The organism is Pseudomonas sp. 1121_17 (genome assembly GCF_052850745.1).
In genome coordinates this window covers 126,952-145,158 of the sequence record NZ_VXCX01000011.1, presented here as the reverse complement: position 1 = coordinate 145,158, position 18,207 = coordinate 126,952, and the positions used below count along the sequence as shown (strand labels likewise).

Genomic DNA, 18,207 nt, shown 5'->3' with positions numbered 1-18,207 from the left:
AGGGATTTGCAATGAACAAACATCTGTATCGCATCATCTTCAACAAGGCGCGCGGCCTGCTCATGGTCGTCGCCGAAACCGTCAGCAGCGCCGGCAAGGCGCCCGGCGTCAGCAGTGGCAGCGGCGTGGTGGCCAAGCCCTGCGTCGCCAGCCTCAACGGCCTGCGCTACGCCCTGATGGGCGCGCTTGGGCTGATCAGCCTCAGCGTGGCCCCGGCCTGGGCCGCTGGCATCGTCGCCGACCGTGGCGCGCCCAGCGGGCAGCAGCCGATGGTGATCAACAGCGCCAACGGCACGCCGCAGGTCAACATCCGCGCGCCGAGCGCCGGCGGGGTGTCGCGCAACAACTACAGCCAGTTCGACGTCGATGGCCGTGGCGCGATCCTCAACAACGCGGTCGGCAACAGCAAAACCCAGTTGGGCGGCTGGATCGAGGGCAACCCGTATCTTGGCCGGGGCAGTGCCAAGGTCATCCTCAACGAAGTCAATTCGAGCAACCCGAGCCAGTTGCGTGGCTACGTCGAAGTCGCCGGCCAGCGCGCCGAAGTGGTCATCGCCAACCCGGCCGGGATCACCTGTGACGGCTGCGGCTTCATCAACGCCGACCGCTCGACCCTGACCACCGGCCGGGCACAGATGGAGAACGGCCGCATCACCGGCTACCGTGTCGAAGGCGGCACCCTGAGCATTACCGGCAAGGGCCTGGATGCCCGCGACAGCGACTACACCGACCTGATCGCGCGCAGCGTTGAGGTCAACGCCGGGATCTGGGCCAACGACCTTAAGGTCACCGCCGGGCGCAATCAGGTCAACGCCGACAATACCCAGGCCACCGCCCTGGCCAAGGACGACAGCGCCCAGCCCGAGGTGGCCATCGACGTCGCCGAGCTGGGCGGCATGTACGCCGGCAAGATCAAGCTGGTCGGTACCGAGGCCGGGGTTGGCGTACGCAACGCCGGGCAGATCGGCGCCATGGCCGGTGACGTGGTGATCAGCGCCGACGGCAAGCTGCTCAACCAGGGCGCCATCAGCAGTGCTGGGGCGACCCGCGTGGCCAGTGCCACGGCAGTGGACAACAGCGGCAGCCTGTACGCCAAAGGCGACCTGCACGCCAGCAGCCAGGGTACCGTCACCAACACCGGCGAGCTGGCCGCTCAGGGCAATCTAAACATCGACGCGGCCAAACTCGACAGCAGCCGCGACTCGCTGCTGGCAGCCGGCGTTGACGCCCAAGGTACTTCCAGCGGCAACGCCACGCTCACGGTCAAGGCTAAGCAGATTGCCGCCCACGGCCAGAACCACGCCAGCGGCACCCTTGATCTGCAAGGCGACACGGTCGACCTCAGCCACAGCCGCAGCTACGCCGGCAACCTCAACCTGACCGCCAACAACGGCGACCTTGACCTCAGCTCGAGCACCATCGACAGCGCTGGCCGCCTCGACGCCAAAGCCAGCGCAACCGTGCGCAGCGACAGCGCCAAGGTCAATGTCGGCAACCTGCAGGTCAACGCCGACAAGCTCTCGAACAACGGCGGCGAACTGGTCCAGACCGGCACCGCAGCAAGCGTCATCAAAGTCGCCGGCCAGCTCGACAACAGCGACGGCCGCATCGCCAGCAACGCCCGCGAGCTCAGCCTTGACGCAGGCACCCTGGCCAACCGCAAAGGCAAGGTCGAGCACGCCGGCAGCGGCAAACTCGACGTCCGCGCCAGCGAAATCGACGGTAACGGCGGCACCCTGGCCAGTAATGGCGCCCTGCAGATCAGCGCGCAAAAGGCCCAGCTTGCCAACGGCCAGACCCAAGGCCGGCAAGTACTACTCGACAGCCGTGACCTGGACACCAGCGGCGGCACCGTGATCGCCACCCACGGCGGCACTCTGCAAGTGCGCGACGCGCAGCGCCTGGACAACCGTGGCGGCACCCTGGCTGCTGGCGGCGCCATGACCGTCACTGCCGGCGAAGTGCTCAACGACGGCGGCACGCTCAGCGCCGGCAACACCCTCAACCTGAACGCCGACAGCCTCAGCAACATCGCCGGCACCCTCGCCGCGACCCAGGCCATGCAAGTGATTGCCGGCCAGCTCGACAACAGCGGCGGCACCCTCGGTTCGGTCGAGGCCGGGCTGTTCGTCGAAGTCAGCAACGGTCAGCTGCAGAACCAGGGCGGGCGCCTCGAAGCGGCTGGCGATATTCAACTCGGCGCACTTGGCCTGAACAACAGCCAGGGCGTGATCAGTGGCCGCGAGCTGCTGCTCGACAGTCGTGGGCAAAGCGTCAACAACAACGGCGGCACCCTCGATGCACAAGCCAGGCTCGACCTGCGCAGCGGCGAGCTGCACAACAGCGGCGGGCTGATCCAGGCCGGTGGCCGGCTTTTCGTCGACACCGGCAGCGCCGCCCTGCACAACAGCGCCTCAGGCGCTGACAGAGGCATCGTCGGCCAGGCCGAAGTCGAACTGCGCAGCGCGCAACTGGATAACCAGCAGGGCTTTATCGGCGCCAAGGGCAACCTGTTGCTGGCAGCCACCACCCTCAACAATCAGGGGCAGATCGCCGGCGAAAGCCAGGTGCAGTTGCTCGGTAACCGCCTCGACAACCAGGGCGGCAAGGTGCAGGCCAAAGGTGCGTTGATCGTTGAACAGAACGAGCGCATCGACAACCGCGGCGGCCTGCTGCGCAGCGCTGGGCAAACCCGGCTGACCACCGCGCAGCTCGACAACCGCACCAGCCAGGGCAACGAGCAAGGCATCGAAGGCCAGTCGCTGCTGCTGCGCGCTGACACTCTGGAAAACCAGCAAGGCGCCCTGCGCGCTGACGCCGGCATCGACCTCGGCCTGGCCCAGGCGCTGTACAACGACGCCGGCCTGATCTCGGCTGGCAGCGAATTGCGCTTGGCCGATCGCGACCCGGCGCAGAACCGCCTGGCCGTCGACAACGGCAGTGGCACCTTGCTCGGCGGCAGCCTGCTGTCGCTCAATGCGGCGTACTTCAGCGGCAGCGGCCGCCTGCTCAGCCTCGGTGACCTGATCCTGCGCCAGCAGGGCAACCTCAGCCTCGGCGGCCAGGTGCAAGCCAACGGCAAGGTCGATATCGATATCGGCGGCGGCGCTCTGTACAACAGCGGCAAACTGCTCGCCGGGCAAGCGCTGATCGTGCGCGGCCAGGCGCTGGACAACGCCGCCAGCGGCGAAATGGCAGCCACCCAGGTCGACCTGCGGGTCAACGGCCAACTGCACAACCGCGGCCTGATCGACGGTCAGCAGGTGCGCCTGCAAGCCGATGAGCTATTCAACCTCGGCACCGGGCGCATTTACGGCGACCGTCTGGCCATCGCCAGCCGCACCCTGGCCAACCTCGACGAAGCAGGCCCGGCGGCGGTCATCGCCGCCCGTGAGCGGCTGGACATCGGCAGCCAGCGCATCGACAACCGCGAGCAGGCGCTGATCTTCAGTGCCGGCGATCTCGCCATCGGCGGCACGCTGGATGGCAACGATCAGGCCAGCGGCCGCGCCGACCTGCTGGCCAACGCCAGCGCCACGGTTGAATCGCTGGGCGCCATGAGCCTGAACATCCGCGAGCTGCGCAACACCAACGAACACTTCAGCACTGTCGACGTAGAAGTCAGCCGCGAGCAGTTGCAGGAATTCCAGATCACCGGCTCGCCCAACCGCTACCGCCCTGATCAGGTCTCGGTCTACCGCGACGAAGTCGATCATCTGGTCGCCCCGGATGGCGTGCGCGACAACTTCAATCGCTACGACTACACCCGCAGCGTGGTCGAAACCCGCATCGCCAGCTCGGCGCCCGGGCAGATTCTGGCCGGCGGCAACCTGACCTTCAGCGGCGACAGCGTACTCAACGACAAGAGCCGGATTCTAGCCGGTGGCTTGCTCCAGGCCGGCGCCGCGCAAGTGATCAACACCGAGGTGGACGGCCAACGGGTGACCACCGATGCCGGCACCGCGACCAACTTCTACCGCATCCAGCGCAAGGGCCGTGACAGCCAGGGCCGCAGAATCACCGAGTACCGACCGGCGCCGCTGATCCAGGACATCGACCTGACCCCCACCGAGTACGGCCAGTACGCCGTGGTCAACGGCAGCGGCACTCAGCTGAGCGGTCGCGAGCTGCTCCAGGTCGGCCAGCAGGTGGCTACGGTTGGTGCAGTCAACGCCGAGGTCGGCGAGCAGTACCGAGTCGGCGCCGTGGTTGAGGTCAAGCTCAACGACGGCCAGGGCATTGCCGACCAGGTGCGCACCGGCGGCCTGAACCTGGCGCTGCCCAACAACAGCCTGTTCCAGACCAACCCCGCAGGTACCAGTAACTACCTGATCGAGACCGACGCGCGCTTTACCAGCTACCGCAAATGGCTGTCGTCGGACTACATGCTCGAGCGCCTGCAGTTCGACCCGGCGCAGACGCAGCAACGCCTTGGCGACGGCTTCTACGAGCAGAAGCTGATCCGCGAGCAGATCGCCCAGCTCACCGGCCGGCGCTTCCTCGACGGCTTTGCCAACGACGAAGCGCAGTACCGCGCCCTGATCGACAACGCCGTGACCCTGGCCAGCGACTGGAACCTGGTGCCGGGTGTTGCTTTGAGCGCCGAGCAGATGGCCCAGCTGACCAGCGACATCGTCTGGCTGGTCGAGCGCAACGTCACCCTGGCCAACGGCGAATCGCGCAAGGTGCTGGTGCCGCAGGTCTACGTGCGCGTGCAAGAAGGCGACATCAACGGCAATGGCGCGCTGATCGCCGGCCAGCAGCTCAAGCTCGACCTGTCTGGCGACCTGATCAACAGCGGCAGCCTCGGCGGGCGCAGCGTGGTCGCGCTGACCGCGCAGAACATCGACAACCTCGGTGGCCGCATCCAGGGCAACAACGTCGCCCTGCAGACCCGCGACAACCTGAACAACCTCGGCGGCCTGATCGGCGCCACCGACAGCCTCGCCATCGACGCCGGGCAGGACATCAACAGCCGCTCGCTGAACCGCGACAGCAGCAGCGAGCAAGGCACCCGCAGCAACCTGTCACGAGTCGCCGGGCTGTTTGTCAGCGGCGATGGCGGCAGCATGAAAGTCGCCGCCGGCAACGACCTCAACCTGCAAGGCAGCCAGGTGGTCAACGCCGGCCAGGGCGGCGCGACCCAGTTGCAGGCCGGGCGCGACGTCAACCTCGGCACCGTCAGCGAAAGTTCGCAGCAGGCGATCCGCTGGGATGCCAGCAACTGGCGCAACGAAGCCAGCCGCGGCGAAGTCGGCAGCACCGTGCAAACCAACGGTGACCTGCGCATCACCGCCGGCCAGGACCTCAACGCCCGTGGTGCCACGGTCACCAGCGACCAAGGCATGGTCCTTGCCGAAGCGCGCCGCGACATCAACCTGACGGCCGCCGAGCAGTACCAGTTCGCCGACGAAGCGCACAAGTTCAAGGGCAGCAACGGCATGCTGTCGAGCAAGACCACCACCTTGCGCGACACCGTCAGCCAGACCCAGGCCAGCGGCACCACCTTGAGCGGCGAGCAGACCTACCTGCAGGCTGGCCGCGATATCAGCGTGCGCGGCAGCGACGTGGTCTCGACCAAGCAAACGGTGCTGGTCGCCGAGCGCGATGTGAACATCGAAGCGGCCACCGAAAGCAGCAGCGAACGCCACGACAAGTCGGAGAAAAAGAGCGGCCTGTTCAGCGGCGGCGGCATCGCCCTGACCATGGGTACCCAGCAGCAGAGCGTCAAAGACCTCACCACCCGTGAAACCGCCCGCGCCAGCACCGTCGGCAGCACCGAAGGCGATGTCATGATCGAAGCCGGGCGCCAGTACCGCCAGGTCGGCAGCGATGTGGTCGCGCCGAAAGGCGACGTCGACATCCTCGCTCAACAGATCGCCATCACCGAAGCCCGCGAGACCAGCGAGCGCACCCGCGAGACGCTGTTCAAACAGACCGGCTTCACCGTGACCATCACCAACCCGGTGATCAGCGCGATCCAGACCACCCAGCAGATGCAGCAGGCGTCGAGCAAGACCGAAGACGGCCGCATGCAGGCGCTGGCTGCGGCCACCACTGCGCTGGCGGTCAACAACGCCGCCACTGCGGTCGCCCAGGACCCGGGCGCTGCCGGCGGGATCAACATCAGCCTGTCGCTGGGCACCAAGCAGCAACAGAGCACCACCGTGCAGCAAAGCGACGCCGCTGCCGGCTCGACCATCATTGCCGGCAACGACGTGCGCCTGCGCGCCACCGGCGCGGGCAGCGACAGCAACATTCTCGTCCAGGGCAGCGAGGTGCGCGCTGGCAACAACGCCACCCTCGCCGCCGACGGCAACATCGACCTGCTCGCCGCGCAGAACACCAGCAAGCAGGACAGCGACAGCAAAGGCATGAGCGCCAGCGTCGGCATCGGCCTGTCGCTGGGCGGCTCGCGCAACGGCTTCACCCTCGACCTCGGCGTCAGCGGCAACCGCGGCGACGCCGATGGCGACACCCTGACCCACACCAACACCCAGATCGCCGCAGGCAACACCACCACGCTCGTCTCCGGCGGTGACACCAACCTGCGCGGCGCCGTGGTCAGTGGCCGTCAGGTGCTGGCAGACGTTGGCGGCGACCTCAACATCGAGAGCCTGCAAGACACCGACACCTTCAAGGTCGACGAGAAGAGCATGGGTGTCGGCATCAGCCTGTGCATCCCGCCGTTCTGCTACGGCATGAGCACGGTCAGCGGCGGCAGCGCCAACCTCGGCGGCACCGACATGGACTCGGACTTCGCCAGCGTTACCGAGCAGTCCGGGATCAAGGCCGGCGACGGCGGCTTCGACATCCGCGTCGGCGGCAACACCGACCTCAAAGGCGCAGTCATCGCCAGCAGCGACAAGGCTGTGGCTGACGGCAAGAACCGCCTCGAAACCGCCAGCCTGACCACCAGCGACATCCGCAACAAAGCCGAGTACGACGCCAGCACCTTCAGCATCGGCGGAGGCTACAGCGAGATCGGCAAAGACCCGGACGGCAAGGTCCAGACCGGCGGCAACATCACCCCCGGCACGGAAATCCCCACCAACGAAAACCAGATAGGCGCCAGCCTGCCGATTGCCATCAGTGCCAGCGACAGCGCCAGCAGCGTGACCCGCAGCGGCATCAGTGGCGGCACCATCCTCATCACCGACGCCGCTGCCCAGCGCGAGCGCACCGGGCAGAGCGTCGACGAGACCCTCGCCGGGCTCAACCGCGACGTCTCCAGTGACCGCGACAACACCAACGCGCTCAAGCCGATCTTCGACGAAGAGCAGATCCGCGCCGGCTTCGAGATCGTCAACGCCTTTGCCAACGAGGCCGGCACCCTGCTTGCCAACAAGGCCAAGGAAGTCGACGCCAAGCGCAACGCGGCCGATGCAGCCGAAGCCAAGGCCCTCGAAACCAGCGACGCCGAGCTCAGCCAGGCCCTGCGCGACCAGGCCATCAGGCTGCGCAACGAAGCGGATGGCGTGGCCGGCAACTGGGGCGCCGGCGGCACCTACCGGCAGATCACCACCGCGCTGGTTGCCGCCGCCAGCGGCAACATCAGTGCCGGCAACGGCGCGTTCATGCAAGGCATGGTCGTCAACTACGTGCAGCAACAAGGCGCCGGTTACCTCGGTGACCTGGTCGCCGACGGCACTCTGGTCGAAGGCACGCCGATGCACGCTGCCCTGCACGGCATCCTCGCCTGCGCCGGTGCGGCCGCCAGCAGCCAGAGCTGCGGCAGTGGTGCGGCCGGCGCGGCGGCGTCGAGCCTGCTCACCGGGCTGTTCTCCGAAGCCAGCCCGACCGAAACCGAAAGCCAGCGCGAAGCCAAGCGCAACCTCATCGTCAGCCTGGTCACCGGCATCGCCGCCACCACCAGCCTCGATGCCGCTACCGCTACTGCGGCGGCCTCGGGGGCTGTGGATAACAACTGGCTGGCGACCCAGCAGTTCGTCCAGGCACGCAAAGAGCTGAAGGAAGCCGAAGGCCGCCTGGATGAACTCAAGGTGCTGGCCAAGTGGGCCTATATCAGCAAGAAGCAGGACCTGCTGACGCAAAGCGGGGTTGGCCAGGGCTTGATCAAGGCCGGCTTCGACGATATCTCAGGGCTGACCCAGATGCTTCTGCATCCGATCGATACGGTGAAGGCCATCGGCGGCCTGATCGACGACCCGAGCGCATTGGCCGGTTACCCGGAAGAGGTCAAACAAAACCTCAAAGCCAAGGTCGCACGCATCGAAAACGCGCTTACCGTCGGCGGTGACGCCAACGCCGAGCAGATGGGCTACGACATTGGCGAACTGGTGTGGGACGTTGGTGGCCTTGTCACCGGGGTTGGCGGGATTGCCAAAGGCAGCGTCAAGCTGGCGTCGGTGGGTATCAAGCTGGGTACCGACAAGCTTGAGCAGATGGCTGCACGGCAGGTTGTGAAGAACGCCGAGTGGAAGGCGGGTAAAGGCGAGTACAGCGTTAAACCTGGCGGGGGCTACGGCTCGCCGTCGACCGTGACCCACAATGGTCAGGCGGTCGAGAATGCAGGAGACTTCTCAGGTTCGCTGCCCAAGCCCGCTGGCAAGGGGGAGACTGGTGCTGGGCCGAAAGAGTCCACAAGTGGTACAGCCAAGGCTAGCTCTGAAGGGACGGATGGTGGCAAGCTTGCGAGCGATAATCCTGGGATAGGTGTCAGTGGGGGGGCTGGTCCAAAAGAGACCCTAGCGCCTGTAGTGGGAGGATTGGATCTTTCGAAGGTCGAGGTATTGACCATAAAAGACGCACGCAAGCTGAAGGGCGAAAATAGAGGTTTGATCTTCGTACAAGAACCTCAGGGAGATTTTAGTAAGCCGTTCGTGAAATTTGAAGCGGGTACAACAGGAGCGTTTTCAGACGTTCTATCGGAGCGTAAGGCAGTGCCTGCAATACGGTTTGACAACCCAAATCCTAACGGTAACAATTTCGTGAAGTTTGACGGTGTTGAAGATGTCGATGGTATTACCCTGATTGACCGAAAAACAGCACTAACATCGTTCGATAAGCAACTTCAGAGTGTTCAGCGAGTATCGAATGCGTTGAAACAAAACCCAGGTATCAAGGCCGTTTTTGAGTTTCCAAGCCAAAAAGCGGCTGATAGAGCAATTGATATTTTGATTGAGCAAAATATCAGAAACATTACTGTGAGGGTTGCACCCTGATGACTAAGCAAAAGCTGGAGTTTCGTCATAGGCCAAATTTTCTAGAGCCTATCGAGCGGCGGCACCAAACTTTTCTTGAGAAGCTGTCCGACTTGGGCAAGCCATGGAATCTGGCCGAAGCCGTGGACGTTCCCGATATTGAAGGCGAGCTTGTTGTTTCTGTTTCTTTAGATAAGTTTCTTCCAAAGGGAGTAAAAGGCCGAATTGCATATTCTCTCAGAAGTGAGAGTTATCTAGAAGACGATGCTCAATTTGACGACTCTCTGTTCATTGAGTTTTCGAATGCTAATGTTGATTACCTCCACTTGTTGACAAGGATTTTTCCTGCATACGTACAGGCTTTTGGTGCCTATAGAGCTGCGCTGCATGAGTGGTCGGTTACCAGAAACGACTGGCCGGCTGTACTAGCTGCATGCGACGCTACAAAAAAAGATGTTAACGGGAGAGATGGTGTTTTTCGTATTAATGCGGCGAATTATTTTGATGGGGAATTGTGCGTTCGCGCATTTGGGAAAAGTCCTCAACAGGTAATTAGTCTTCTGAAGGGGCACGTTGAAGAGGCTTCGGAATTGGCCGGAGGTGTGTTGATTGTTGTTAGTTATACACCGCTGTCCACCAATGAGTTAATAGATGCTGGAGAGCGATTAAAGGGACTTTTGATTGGGTGATCCGAGGGGGTTCTCAACGATGATCCGAGAACTTCCCACGAAGCGTTTGTTCATATGAATGAGCCGATCAAGCCTATGTTGGGGCTGGTCTAGTGGGGCGCTTATGAGTACAGATCAGGAAGTTTATCAGGGCTTCGGTGAAATACTCTCGGCGATCGCGCCCCAGCAGGCTCAGTGGGTTTCTGTTGAGGTCGAGCTGTCGCCGACTGGCGACCACGCCAAGCTGTTCTATGACTATCAGGCTGAGGGGAGTGAGCCGCAGTGGTTCGTGCCTGAAGCTGCTCGTGTGGATCATGACATCCGGTTCCTGTTGATACAGCTGCGCGAGTATTTCGCGGGTAACAATTTGTTCGAGCAAGGCAGACCGTGGGCACGCTGCATGATCAAGCTGGATCTGCAGACCGGCAAGTTTGCGGCAGACTTCAAATACGAATGATTGGGGGCGGTCGGTACGTCATCTGCAAACGGATCAAGGGGGCTTAACCGGTGCGGGATGAGTTTTTCCAGTCAATGATCGACAACCTTGGTGAAGCCACCTCATGTCGCGAGGTGCCTGCTGCGAGCATCGACAAATACCAGTCAAGACTGCCCGCTGCATTGCTGGGTTACTGGCGCGAAGACGGCTGGTGTTCCTACGCTGATGGCTTGTTCTGGATCGTAGACCCAGATGCGTACAAGGCCACGCTGGATATGTGGCTGCAAGGCAGCGGTCTGGCCGGGATCGATAATTACCACGTGATTGCCAGGGATGCGTTCGGTTCGCTGTATGCCTGGGGCGAGCGTTATCAGCGCAAGATCACTGTATCGAGTTTGGCTGGCGGCATTGTCGCGCTGAAAAACCAGCTGCAAAAACCCAACCCACAACCAGACCGCAGCCTCGGTATCTTTCTCGGCGCTACCCAACGTGACAGCCTGGACTTTGACGACAACCAGGGCAAGCCGCTGTTCCAGCGTGCACTCGCCAAGCTGGGGCCGGTTGCCGAGGACGAGATGTATGCTTTCGAACCTGGGTTGTGCATTGGCGGCAAGGCTGACCTTGAGCATATGGTGAAGGTGAATATGGTTGAGCACCTGATGCATCTGGATCAGGCGCGTCGGTGAGGTGAGGGCTGGGAATACTGATACCAGATGATGCGCGGCCCCTGTAGGAGCACCTTGTGTCGCGAAAGGGCTGCACAGCGGCCTCAGATATCAGCTCCGCCGCTGATATCGCTGGGCCCGCTCTGCGGGCCTTTCGCGACACAAGGCCGCTCCTACAGGGGGGGCTTGGCGATAGATTTGCGGGTGTTTGCGTAAGACGTTTCCGAACCTGAAACCAAATGCTTCTAATCGGGGTAGCTTGGGAATTATCCTACGCGACTTGCGGAAGCAGCTCTGTTGTCGGGGAAATGTCTCAGGGATAACGTCACGGGGTCGCCAGGTTTGGTGACCGGGTGTGAGAAACCCGACCAGTACTGTTAGGCAATGCTTCACGGCAGCCGTGCGCGGGCAGACTTCGGTCTGGCCGGGTTTCCAGTACCTCGGTTTTCTCACCCCGTGTACGGCTGCCACCCAAATCCGTGAGAAAGGTTCGAGTGGTCGCTTCCGTTTACGTACTGGAAATCGACTATGAAAAAGATCGTCCCCGACCCCCCAATCTCCTACTTCTCAGTCATCAGCGACCTGAGCCGCGAAGAGGCTCTCACACAGGTTTCCAAGTTGATGGACTGCATGAACCGCACCCTCGAAGCTTATCTCGGCACCGAGCCCATCGGCGTCGACAGTTACCTGCTGGAAAACGTCGAGATCCTGAACCAGCTGATGCGCGCCTTGATCGCACACGCCGTGGCCGGGGAGGCAACGCCATGACGGACGAAGCCACTCAATCCACCAACGCTGGTAGCGGGTGCTGCGGTCTGTGTAGGAGCGGCCTTGTGTCGCGAGAGGGTCGCGTAGCGGCCCCAGATTTCAGCTCCGCCGCTGATATCGCTGGGCCCGCTTCACGGGCCTTTCGCGACGCAAGGTCGCTCCTACAGGAGGGCGCGCAAGATCAATGTCTGGCGTTGTTTGCCGTGCAGGGCGATGTGCCGTTCGAGCAGGCTTTCTCGGAGTTGTCGGTCATGCTCGGTTGCATCCGCCATCTGACCACCGAGGCAGAGATGGAAAACGACCGGCAGGCGGGGAGTGCGGCGCGCATTCTCAGCGGTTTGGCCAAAACACTGATCGACGATATGGAGTTGGGAGTGCGCAAGGCTCTGGTCAGCCGCAAATAATCTGATTCTTGCCCAGACGCTTGGCCTGATACATCGCCGCGTCCGCGCGGGCGAACAGGCTGTCCAAGCTGAGGTCGTCGTCGCGCAGGCTGGTCAGGCCCTGGCTGATGGTCACGCCGAAACGTTCCTGACCATGGCTGAAGCTCAGGCGCTGGATCTCGCGCTGCAGGCGTTCGGCGATCTGCTCGGCGACCTCGGCCTCGCAGCCGGGGAACACTGCAGCAAACTCTTCACCACCAATCCGCCCGAACACATCGCCGCGGCGCAGTATGGCCTTGCCGCTGTCGGCGATGTGCTGCAGCACCTGGTCACCTTGCTGGTGGCCGTAGGTGTCGTTGATCAGTTTGAAGTCATCGATGTCCAGCAGCAGAAACGACAAAGGGGTGCCGTCTTCGCGGGCGGCGTTGAAGGCCTGGTTGGCACATTCGAAGAAGTGCCGGCGGTTGCTGCTCTGGGTCAGCACGTCGGTGGTGGCCAGACGCTGCAGTTCGCCTTCGAGCTGCTTCTTTTCGGTGATGTCTTCGGCGATGCCGACCACGATCACGCGGTCGCCGTCCTGCTGCTGGTTGATATAGCACTTGTCGCTCAGCCAGCGGATTTCGCCGGCGGCGTTGATGATGCGGTACTCGCGGTCTTCTACAGCGCCCTGCAGCAGCACCTGGGCCAGGCTACGCTCGGCGTACTCGAGGTCGTCGGGGTAGATACTGTCGCGCCATTCGTTGAAGTCAGCCAGCACCCGGCTGACCTGGCGGCCGAAGATGCGCTCGAAGGCGGGGCTGACATAGAGCACCTGGCGAGTTTTCCAGTCGAACGCCCAGAGCACTGCGTTGACGGTTTCGAGCAGGGAACTGAACAGCTGCTCGCGCTCGCTCAGGCGCGCCACTTCACCTTGCGCATGAAACAGCGCGAGCAGGGTTTGCGCAGCGGCAGGTGGCGGGTCGCGGGGCTGTATATGTTTGGCCATGTGCACGGAGCGATTCTCGGCTGAGGGCGTGCGGCCACGATCCGGCCCGCCACGCGGGCGATGTGCGGATTTGAGTAAGCAGGTGGGGTGAAGTTCCGCTCGGCACGCCCCAGAACAGGGCGTGCCGATCAACGGAGATCAGGCGGTTGGGCGCAGCGAGTAGGTTTTCAGCTGACTGGCAAAATCGCGCAGCGATTGGATGCCGCTGGCCTCGGCTTCGTGGACCCAGTCTTTCATGGCGGCGAGCATGTCGTGGCCATTGGCGCTGGTACGCGCCCAGATCTGCTGCAGCGCCAGGCGCTTCTCGTAGATGGTCTTGAGCGCCTGGCTGTGGGCGAGCATCGACTCGATCCGCACGTGGTGGCGGTCCTGCAGCAGGCTGGTTTCCCGCGAGAGCAGGCGCTTGGCGCGGCGGAAGCGGTGGCGCAGCGAGGCGTCGACCACATCCAGCTCCTGCTTGACCAGTGGCGCGATGACCAGCTTGCGGTACTGGGCCATGATCTGGAAACGGTTGTTGAGGATCGCCATGGCCGTGTCCATGTCCAGGCTGGCTTTGCCCTCGACGCGGTGGGCGATTGGCGCGACCCGTTGCACCTTGGCCAGGCGCAGCAGGCTCAGCACCCGTATCCACGCCCAGCCCATGTCGAACTCCCAGCGCTTGACCGACAGCTTGGCCGAGTTGGGGTAGGTGTGGTGATTGTTGTGCAGCTCTTCGCCGCCAATGATGATGCCCCACGGCACCAGGTTGGTGGCGGCGTCGCGGCACTCGAAGTTGCGGTAGCCAACGGCATGGCCAAGGCCGTTGACCACGCCTGCGGCCCAGAACGGGATCCACATCATCTGGATCGCCCAGATGGTGATGCCGATGGTGCCGAACAGCAGCAGGTCGAGCACTGCCATCAAGGCAATGCCGCCCAGCTTGTAGCGCGAATAGAGGTTGCGCTCGATCCAGTCATCCGGGCAGTTCTTGCCGTAGATGCGCAGGGTTTCGGGGTTTTGCGCCTCTTCGCGGTAGAGCTCGGCGCCTTTGCGCAATACGGTGCTCAGGCCTTTGATGACCGGGCTGTGCGGGTCATCGACGGTTTCGCACTTGGCGTGGTGTTTGCGGTGAATGGCGGTCCACTCGCGGGTGTTCTGCGCCGTGGTCAACCACAGCCAGAAGCGGAAGAAGTGTTTGAGGCCGGCGTTCAGCTCAAGCGAGCGGTGCGCCGAATAGCGATGCAGGTAGATCGTGACGCTGATGATGGTCACGTGGGTCATCAGCAGGGTGACCGCGACCAGTTGCCAGGCCGACAGGTCGAGTAAGCCGTAGTACCACATAAAAGTAAAAGCCCTCGGAAACGCGGGGAGGAACTGCGCTTTGCATTATCCATTGACCGGGAAATAAAACCAGAGCGGGAATGCATCAAGACATGTTTCGGGCCCTATAATGCCCCAATTTTTTTTAAGGGCATTAGTACCCGACATGACTGGTTCTGTTCGCGACGCCTTGCGCATGGCCGCGCTGTACGTGGTGTTATCGATCCTGTGGCTGGTGCTCAGTGAGCAGCTGTTGCAACAGTTGTCCGATGATCCGCTGGCGTTGTACCTGGGGCGCTGCATCAATGTGCTGGTATGGGTGTTGCTCAGTGCGCTGGTGATTTTTATCTCACGGGCGCGCCTGCTCAACTTCATCGGCATCGGCGCGCGCCTGCGCAGTGAGGACCGCGAGCGCCTGCGCATGGCGGCGGCGGTGTTCGACAGCACCCTGGAGGGCGTGCTGGTGACGGACCGGCAGGGCCTGATCGTGCACGTTAACCGCGCGTTCATGCGTATTACCGGCTATCAGCAGGACGAAGTGCTCGGCCAGCGCCCGAGCAAGTTCAAGTCGGGGCGCCATGGGGCGGACTTCTATCAGCAGATCTACGCCACCTTGCGCGAGCAGGGGCAGTGGAGCGGCGAGATCTGGAACCGGCGCAAAAGCGGCGAAATCTACCCGCAATGGCAGACGATTTGCGCCGTGCGCGACGACAGCGGCGAGCTCAGCCATTACGTGGCGGTGTTCAGCGACATCAGTGCGATCAAGCATTCCGAGCAGGAGCTGGCTTACCTCGCACACCACGACCCGCTGACCGGCTTGCCCAACCGGCTGCTGTTCAACGACCGCGCCGAGCAGGCCTTGGCGGCGGCGCAGAGTCACAAGCGCGGCTGTGCGCTGTTGCTGCTCGACCTGGATCATTTTCAAAGCATCAACGATGGCCTTGGCCACCCGGTTGGCGACCAATTGCTCAAATTGGTTGGCGAACGCCTGCGTGCGGCCCTGGGCAAGGGGCTGACTCTGGCCCGGCTCGGCGGTGACGAGTTCGCCGTGCTGCTGGAGAACTGCCAGCAGGTCGGCCAGGCGGCAACCCTGGCGCAGACGCTGATCGAGCAGATGCGCGAGCCGTTCAGTTGCGAGGGGCACAGCCTGTTCATTGGGGTGAGCGTCGGCATTAGCTTGTTCCCCAGCGATGCCCTCAGCGCCGCGCAGTTGCTGCGCAATGCCGATGCCGCGCTGTTCAAGGCCAAGAGCAACGGCCGCGGTGGTTATGCGTTGTACACCGAAGAGCTGACTGCGCATGCCCAGCAGCGGGTGGAAATTGCCACCGAGCTGCGCCGGGCACTGGAGCAGGAGGAACTGCGGCTATTCTTCCAGCCGGTGCATGACCTGGCCAGCGGCGAGATGGTTGGGGTTGAAGCGCTGGTGCGCTGGCAGCACCCCGAGCGCGGGCTGGTGCCGCCGGGCGAGTTCATCCCGATTGCCGAGGCCAGCGGGCTGATTGCCGAGATCGATGGCTGGGTACTGCGCCAGGCGTGTCGGCAGATGGTCGAGTGGCAGGCCGCGGGGCAGTTGCTGGACTTCATTGCGGTGAATATCTCCAGCCGGCTGTTTGCTCAGCGAGATTTGTATCTGCAGGTGGCCAAGGTGCTGCACGACACCGGCCTGAACCCGGCACTGCTGGAGTTGGAAGTGACCGAAAGCGCGGTGATGGAAGACCCCGAGGTGGCGCTGGAGCAGCTGCATCGCTTGCGCGAGCTGGGCTTGCGCCTGGCCATCGATGATTTCGGTACGGGCTATTCGTCGCTGCTGCGACTCAAGCGCTTGCCGGTGCAGAAGCTCAAGATCGACAAGGGGTTCGTTTCGGGGTTGCCGCAGGATGAGGATGATGTGGCGATTGTACGGGTGATCATTGCCCTGGCCCGGAGTATGGGCATGCAGGTGCATGCCGAAGGAGTCGAACAGGCGGAGCAGGCGCTGTTCTTGTTGGCGCAGGACTGCCAATTGGGGCAGGGCTACTGGTTTGGGCGGCCGGTGCCGGCTGCGGATCTGGGCTGGGGTTGAGATTTTTGGGCCCGCGCAGCGGGCCCAATCCGGTCAACGCTTGTTCAGCCCGCGGGCCAACCGATCCCCGCCCAACTGAATCACCGCGACCAATACCACCAGCATGGCGATCACAGTCAACATCACCTGGCTGTCAAACCGCTGATAGCCATAGCGGTAGGCAATATCGCCCAAGCCGCCAGCACCAATCGCGCCTGCCATGGCCGACGAGTTGATCAACGCCACCACGGTAATGGTGAACCCGCCAACAATCCCCGGCAGCGCTTCGGGCAGCAACACATGCCAAACGATATGCCAGCGCCGGCACCCCATCGCCTGCGCCGCTTCGATCAAGCCATGGTCAACCTCGCGCAGACTGACCTCGGCGATCCGCGCAAAAAACGGTGTGGCGGCGATGGTCAGCGGCACCACGGCAGCCCACACGCCATAGGTGGTGCCGACCACCAGCCGGGTGAAGGGGATCAGCGCCACCATCAGAATCAGAAACGGGATCGAGCGGAACAGGTTAACGAAAGCGCCCACCACCCGGTTGAGCAACGGCGCCTGGTAAATCCCGCCCTTGTCGCTGGTGACCAGCAGCACCGCCATCGGAACACCCAGCAGCAACGCCACCAGCGACGATACGCCCACCATCAGCAAGGTGTCCCACAAGCCTTGCAGCAATCGCTCAGTCCACATAGCCCAACACCTCCACATCATCTGCCCAACGCCGTGCGCGTTCGAGCACGCCATGGGTGTCATGCGCTGAACCCCGCACTGACACGATCAATCGCCCCAGCGCATGTTCACCGATGGTTTCAACGCCGCCCTGGAGCAGGCTGACCTGACCGCCAAGGTCGGCGAACAAGCCAGATAACTGCGGCTCGCCAAACACCACCAATTTGAGCACCAGGGCCGCATCGCGGTTGCTTGCAGTCGGCAGCAAACTGCCTTGCAATGCTGCCGGCAACTTACCCTGCAACGGCGCGAGCAAGGTGCGGGTCACTGCATGCTGCGGGCTGCCGAACACCTGCCAGACTGCGCCTTGCTCGACTACCTGGCCGCGCTCCAGCACCACCACGCGCTGGCAGATATCGCGGATCACCGCCATTTCATGGGTGATCAGCACCACGGTCAGGCCGAGGCGCTGGTTGATGTCGCGCAGCAGTTCGAGGATCGACGCAGTGGTTTCCGGGTCGAGGGCCGAGGTGGCTTCATCACAGAGTAGAATTTCCGGGTCATGCACCAGCGCCCGGGCGATCCCGACGCGCTGCTTCTGCCCGCCGGAGAGTTGCGCCGGGTACACCTGATGCTTGTCGGCCAGGCCGACCAGATCAAGCAGCGCGCGAACCTTTTGCTGGCGCTCGGCCTTGGCTACGCCGGCAACCTTGAGGGGCAGCTCGACGTTGTCCCACACGGTTTTCGCCGACATCAGGTTGAAGTGCTGAAAGATCATGCCGATGCGCCGACGCAGGGCCACCAGGCGGTCTTCGTCGAAAGGGGCGATGTCGACCTGATCGATCAGCACCCGGCCCTGGCTCGGCTGTTCCAGGCGGTTGATGGTTCGCAGCAGCGACGATTTGCCGGCGCCGCTGCGGCCAATGATGCCGAAGATCTCGCCCCGGCGGATGTTCAGGTCGATGCCTTGCAGGGCAGGCTGAGCCTGGCCGGGGTAGGTCTTGCCCAGGCCAATGAAGCGCACATGGGCCTGATTGACCTCGGGCCGCAACGCCTGCTCGCGGGCGGGCGCCGGGACGGCTGGGGCAGTGGGCACCCTGAGGGCGCTGGCGCTGCTCAT

Annotated in this window: 11 protein-coding genes; 7 read left to right on the top strand and 4 right to left on the bottom strand. The window is 63.1% G+C overall.

Annotated elements, in window-relative coordinates:
• Positions 1-11 precede the first annotated feature (11 nt).
• From FW789_RS19270 to FW789_RS19245, 6 genes are all read left to right on the top strand, one after another.
• Positions 12-9,185 (top strand): two-partner secretion domain-containing protein, encoded by a 9,174-nt coding sequence (locus FW789_RS19270; protein ID WP_446431891.1) that lies wholly within the window; start codon positions 12-14, stop codon positions 9,183-9,185.
• Positions 9,185-9,853, top strand: a complete 669-nt coding sequence (locus tag FW789_RS19265; RefSeq protein WP_103435348.1) for a hypothetical protein — start codon at positions 9,185-9,187, stop codon at positions 9,851-9,853. The genes FW789_RS19270 and FW789_RS19265 overlap by 1 nt, the downstream gene beginning before the upstream one ends.
• A 103-nt stretch (positions 9,854-9,956) precedes the next feature.
• Positions 9,957-10,289 (top strand): hypothetical protein, encoded by a 333-nt coding sequence (locus tag FW789_RS19260; RefSeq protein WP_186701402.1) that lies wholly within the window; start codon positions 9,957-9,959, stop codon positions 10,287-10,289.
• 74 nt (positions 10,290-10,363) lie between these two features.
• Positions 10,364-10,954 carry a GAD-like domain-containing protein gene (locus FW789_RS19255; protein WP_446431890.1) on the top strand — a complete coding sequence of 197 codons (591 nt, stop codon included), beginning with the start codon at positions 10,364-10,366 and terminating at the stop codon, positions 10,952-10,954.
• A gap of 507 nt (positions 10,955-11,461) precedes the next feature.
• Complete coding sequence (locus FW789_RS19250) at positions 11,462-11,701, top strand: hypothetical protein (RefSeq protein ID WP_181108511.1); 240 nt, start codon at positions 11,462-11,464, stop codon at positions 11,699-11,701.
• 188 nt (positions 11,702-11,889) lie between these two features.
• Entirely contained in the window at positions 11,890-12,105 is a 216-nt protein-coding gene (locus tag FW789_RS19245; RefSeq protein ID WP_186701443.1) for a DUF3077 domain-containing protein, read from the top strand.
• Here FW789_RS19245 and FW789_RS19240 read toward each other — a convergent pair.
• Together FW789_RS19240 and desA are read right to left on the bottom strand one after the other, a co-directional pair.
• Positions 12,092-13,069, bottom strand: coding sequence for a GGDEF domain-containing protein (locus FW789_RS19240; protein ID WP_446431889.1), 978 nt, complete (start codon positions 13,067-13,069; stop codon positions 12,092-12,094). The two genes, FW789_RS19245 and FW789_RS19240, sit on opposite strands and share 14 nt — an antisense overlap.
• 138 nt (positions 13,070-13,207) lie before the next feature.
• Positions 13,208-14,389, bottom strand: coding sequence for a delta-9 fatty acid desaturase DesA (gene desA / locus FW789_RS19235; protein ID WP_101322580.1), 1,182 nt, complete (start codon positions 14,387-14,389; stop codon positions 13,208-13,210).
• Between the two features lie 145 nt (positions 14,390-14,534).
• Here desA and dibA point away from each other — a divergent pair, with 145 nt between their 5' ends.
• On the top strand, positions 14,535-16,430 hold the full coding sequence (gene dibA, locus FW789_RS19230; protein WP_446431888.1) for a phosphodiesterase DibA: 1,896 nt from the start codon (positions 14,535-14,537) through the stop codon (positions 16,428-16,430).
• A 33-nt stretch (positions 16,431-16,463) separates the two neighbouring features.
• On the opposite strand, the gene FW789_RS19225 is transcribed toward dibA, so the two are convergent.
• Complete coding sequence (locus FW789_RS19225; protein ID WP_446431887.1) at positions 16,464-17,108, bottom strand: methionine ABC transporter permease; 645 nt, start codon at positions 17,106-17,108, stop codon at positions 16,464-16,466.
• Positions 17,098-18,207, bottom strand: a complete 1,110-nt coding sequence (locus FW789_RS19220) for a methionine ABC transporter ATP-binding protein (RefSeq protein WP_103435340.1) — start codon at positions 18,205-18,207, stop codon at positions 17,098-17,100. The genes FW789_RS19225 and FW789_RS19220 overlap by 11 nt, the downstream gene beginning before the upstream one ends.

Bases quoted from the DNA above. Each gene is read 5' to 3' on its own strand.
- FW789_RS19270 (WP_446431891.1), top strand. From the start codon at position 12: ATGAACAAACATCTGTATCGCATCATCTTCAACAAGGCGCGCGGCCTG.
- FW789_RS19265 (WP_103435348.1), top strand. From the start codon at position 9,185: ATGACTAAGCAAAAGCTGGAGTTTCGTCATAGGCCAAATTTTCTAGAG.
- FW789_RS19260 (WP_186701402.1), top strand. From the start codon at position 9,957: ATGAGTACAGATCAGGAAGTTTATCAGGGCTTCGGTGAAATACTCTCG.
- FW789_RS19255 (WP_446431890.1), top strand. From the start codon at position 10,364: ATGATCGACAACCTTGGTGAAGCCACCTCATGTCGCGAGGTGCCTGCT.
- FW789_RS19250 (WP_181108511.1), top strand. From the start codon at position 11,462: ATGAAAAAGATCGTCCCCGACCCCCCAATCTCCTACTTCTCAGTCATC.
- FW789_RS19240 (WP_446431889.1), bottom strand. From the start codon at position 13,069: ATGGCCAAACATATACAGCCCCGCGACCCGCCACCTGCCGCTGCGCAA.
- desA (WP_101322580.1), bottom strand. From the start codon at position 14,389: ATGTGGTACTACGGCTTACTCGACCTGTCGGCCTGGCAACTGGTCGCG.
- dibA (WP_446431888.1), top strand. From the start codon at position 14,535: ATGACTGGTTCTGTTCGCGACGCCTTGCGCATGGCCGCGCTGTACGTG.
- FW789_RS19225 (WP_446431887.1), bottom strand. From the start codon at position 17,108: ATGTGGACTGAGCGATTGCTGCAAGGCTTGTGGGACACCTTGCTGATG.
- FW789_RS19220 (WP_103435340.1), bottom strand. From the start codon at position 18,207: ATGAGCAGCGCCAGCGCCCTCAGGGTGCCCACTGCCCCAGCCGTCCCG.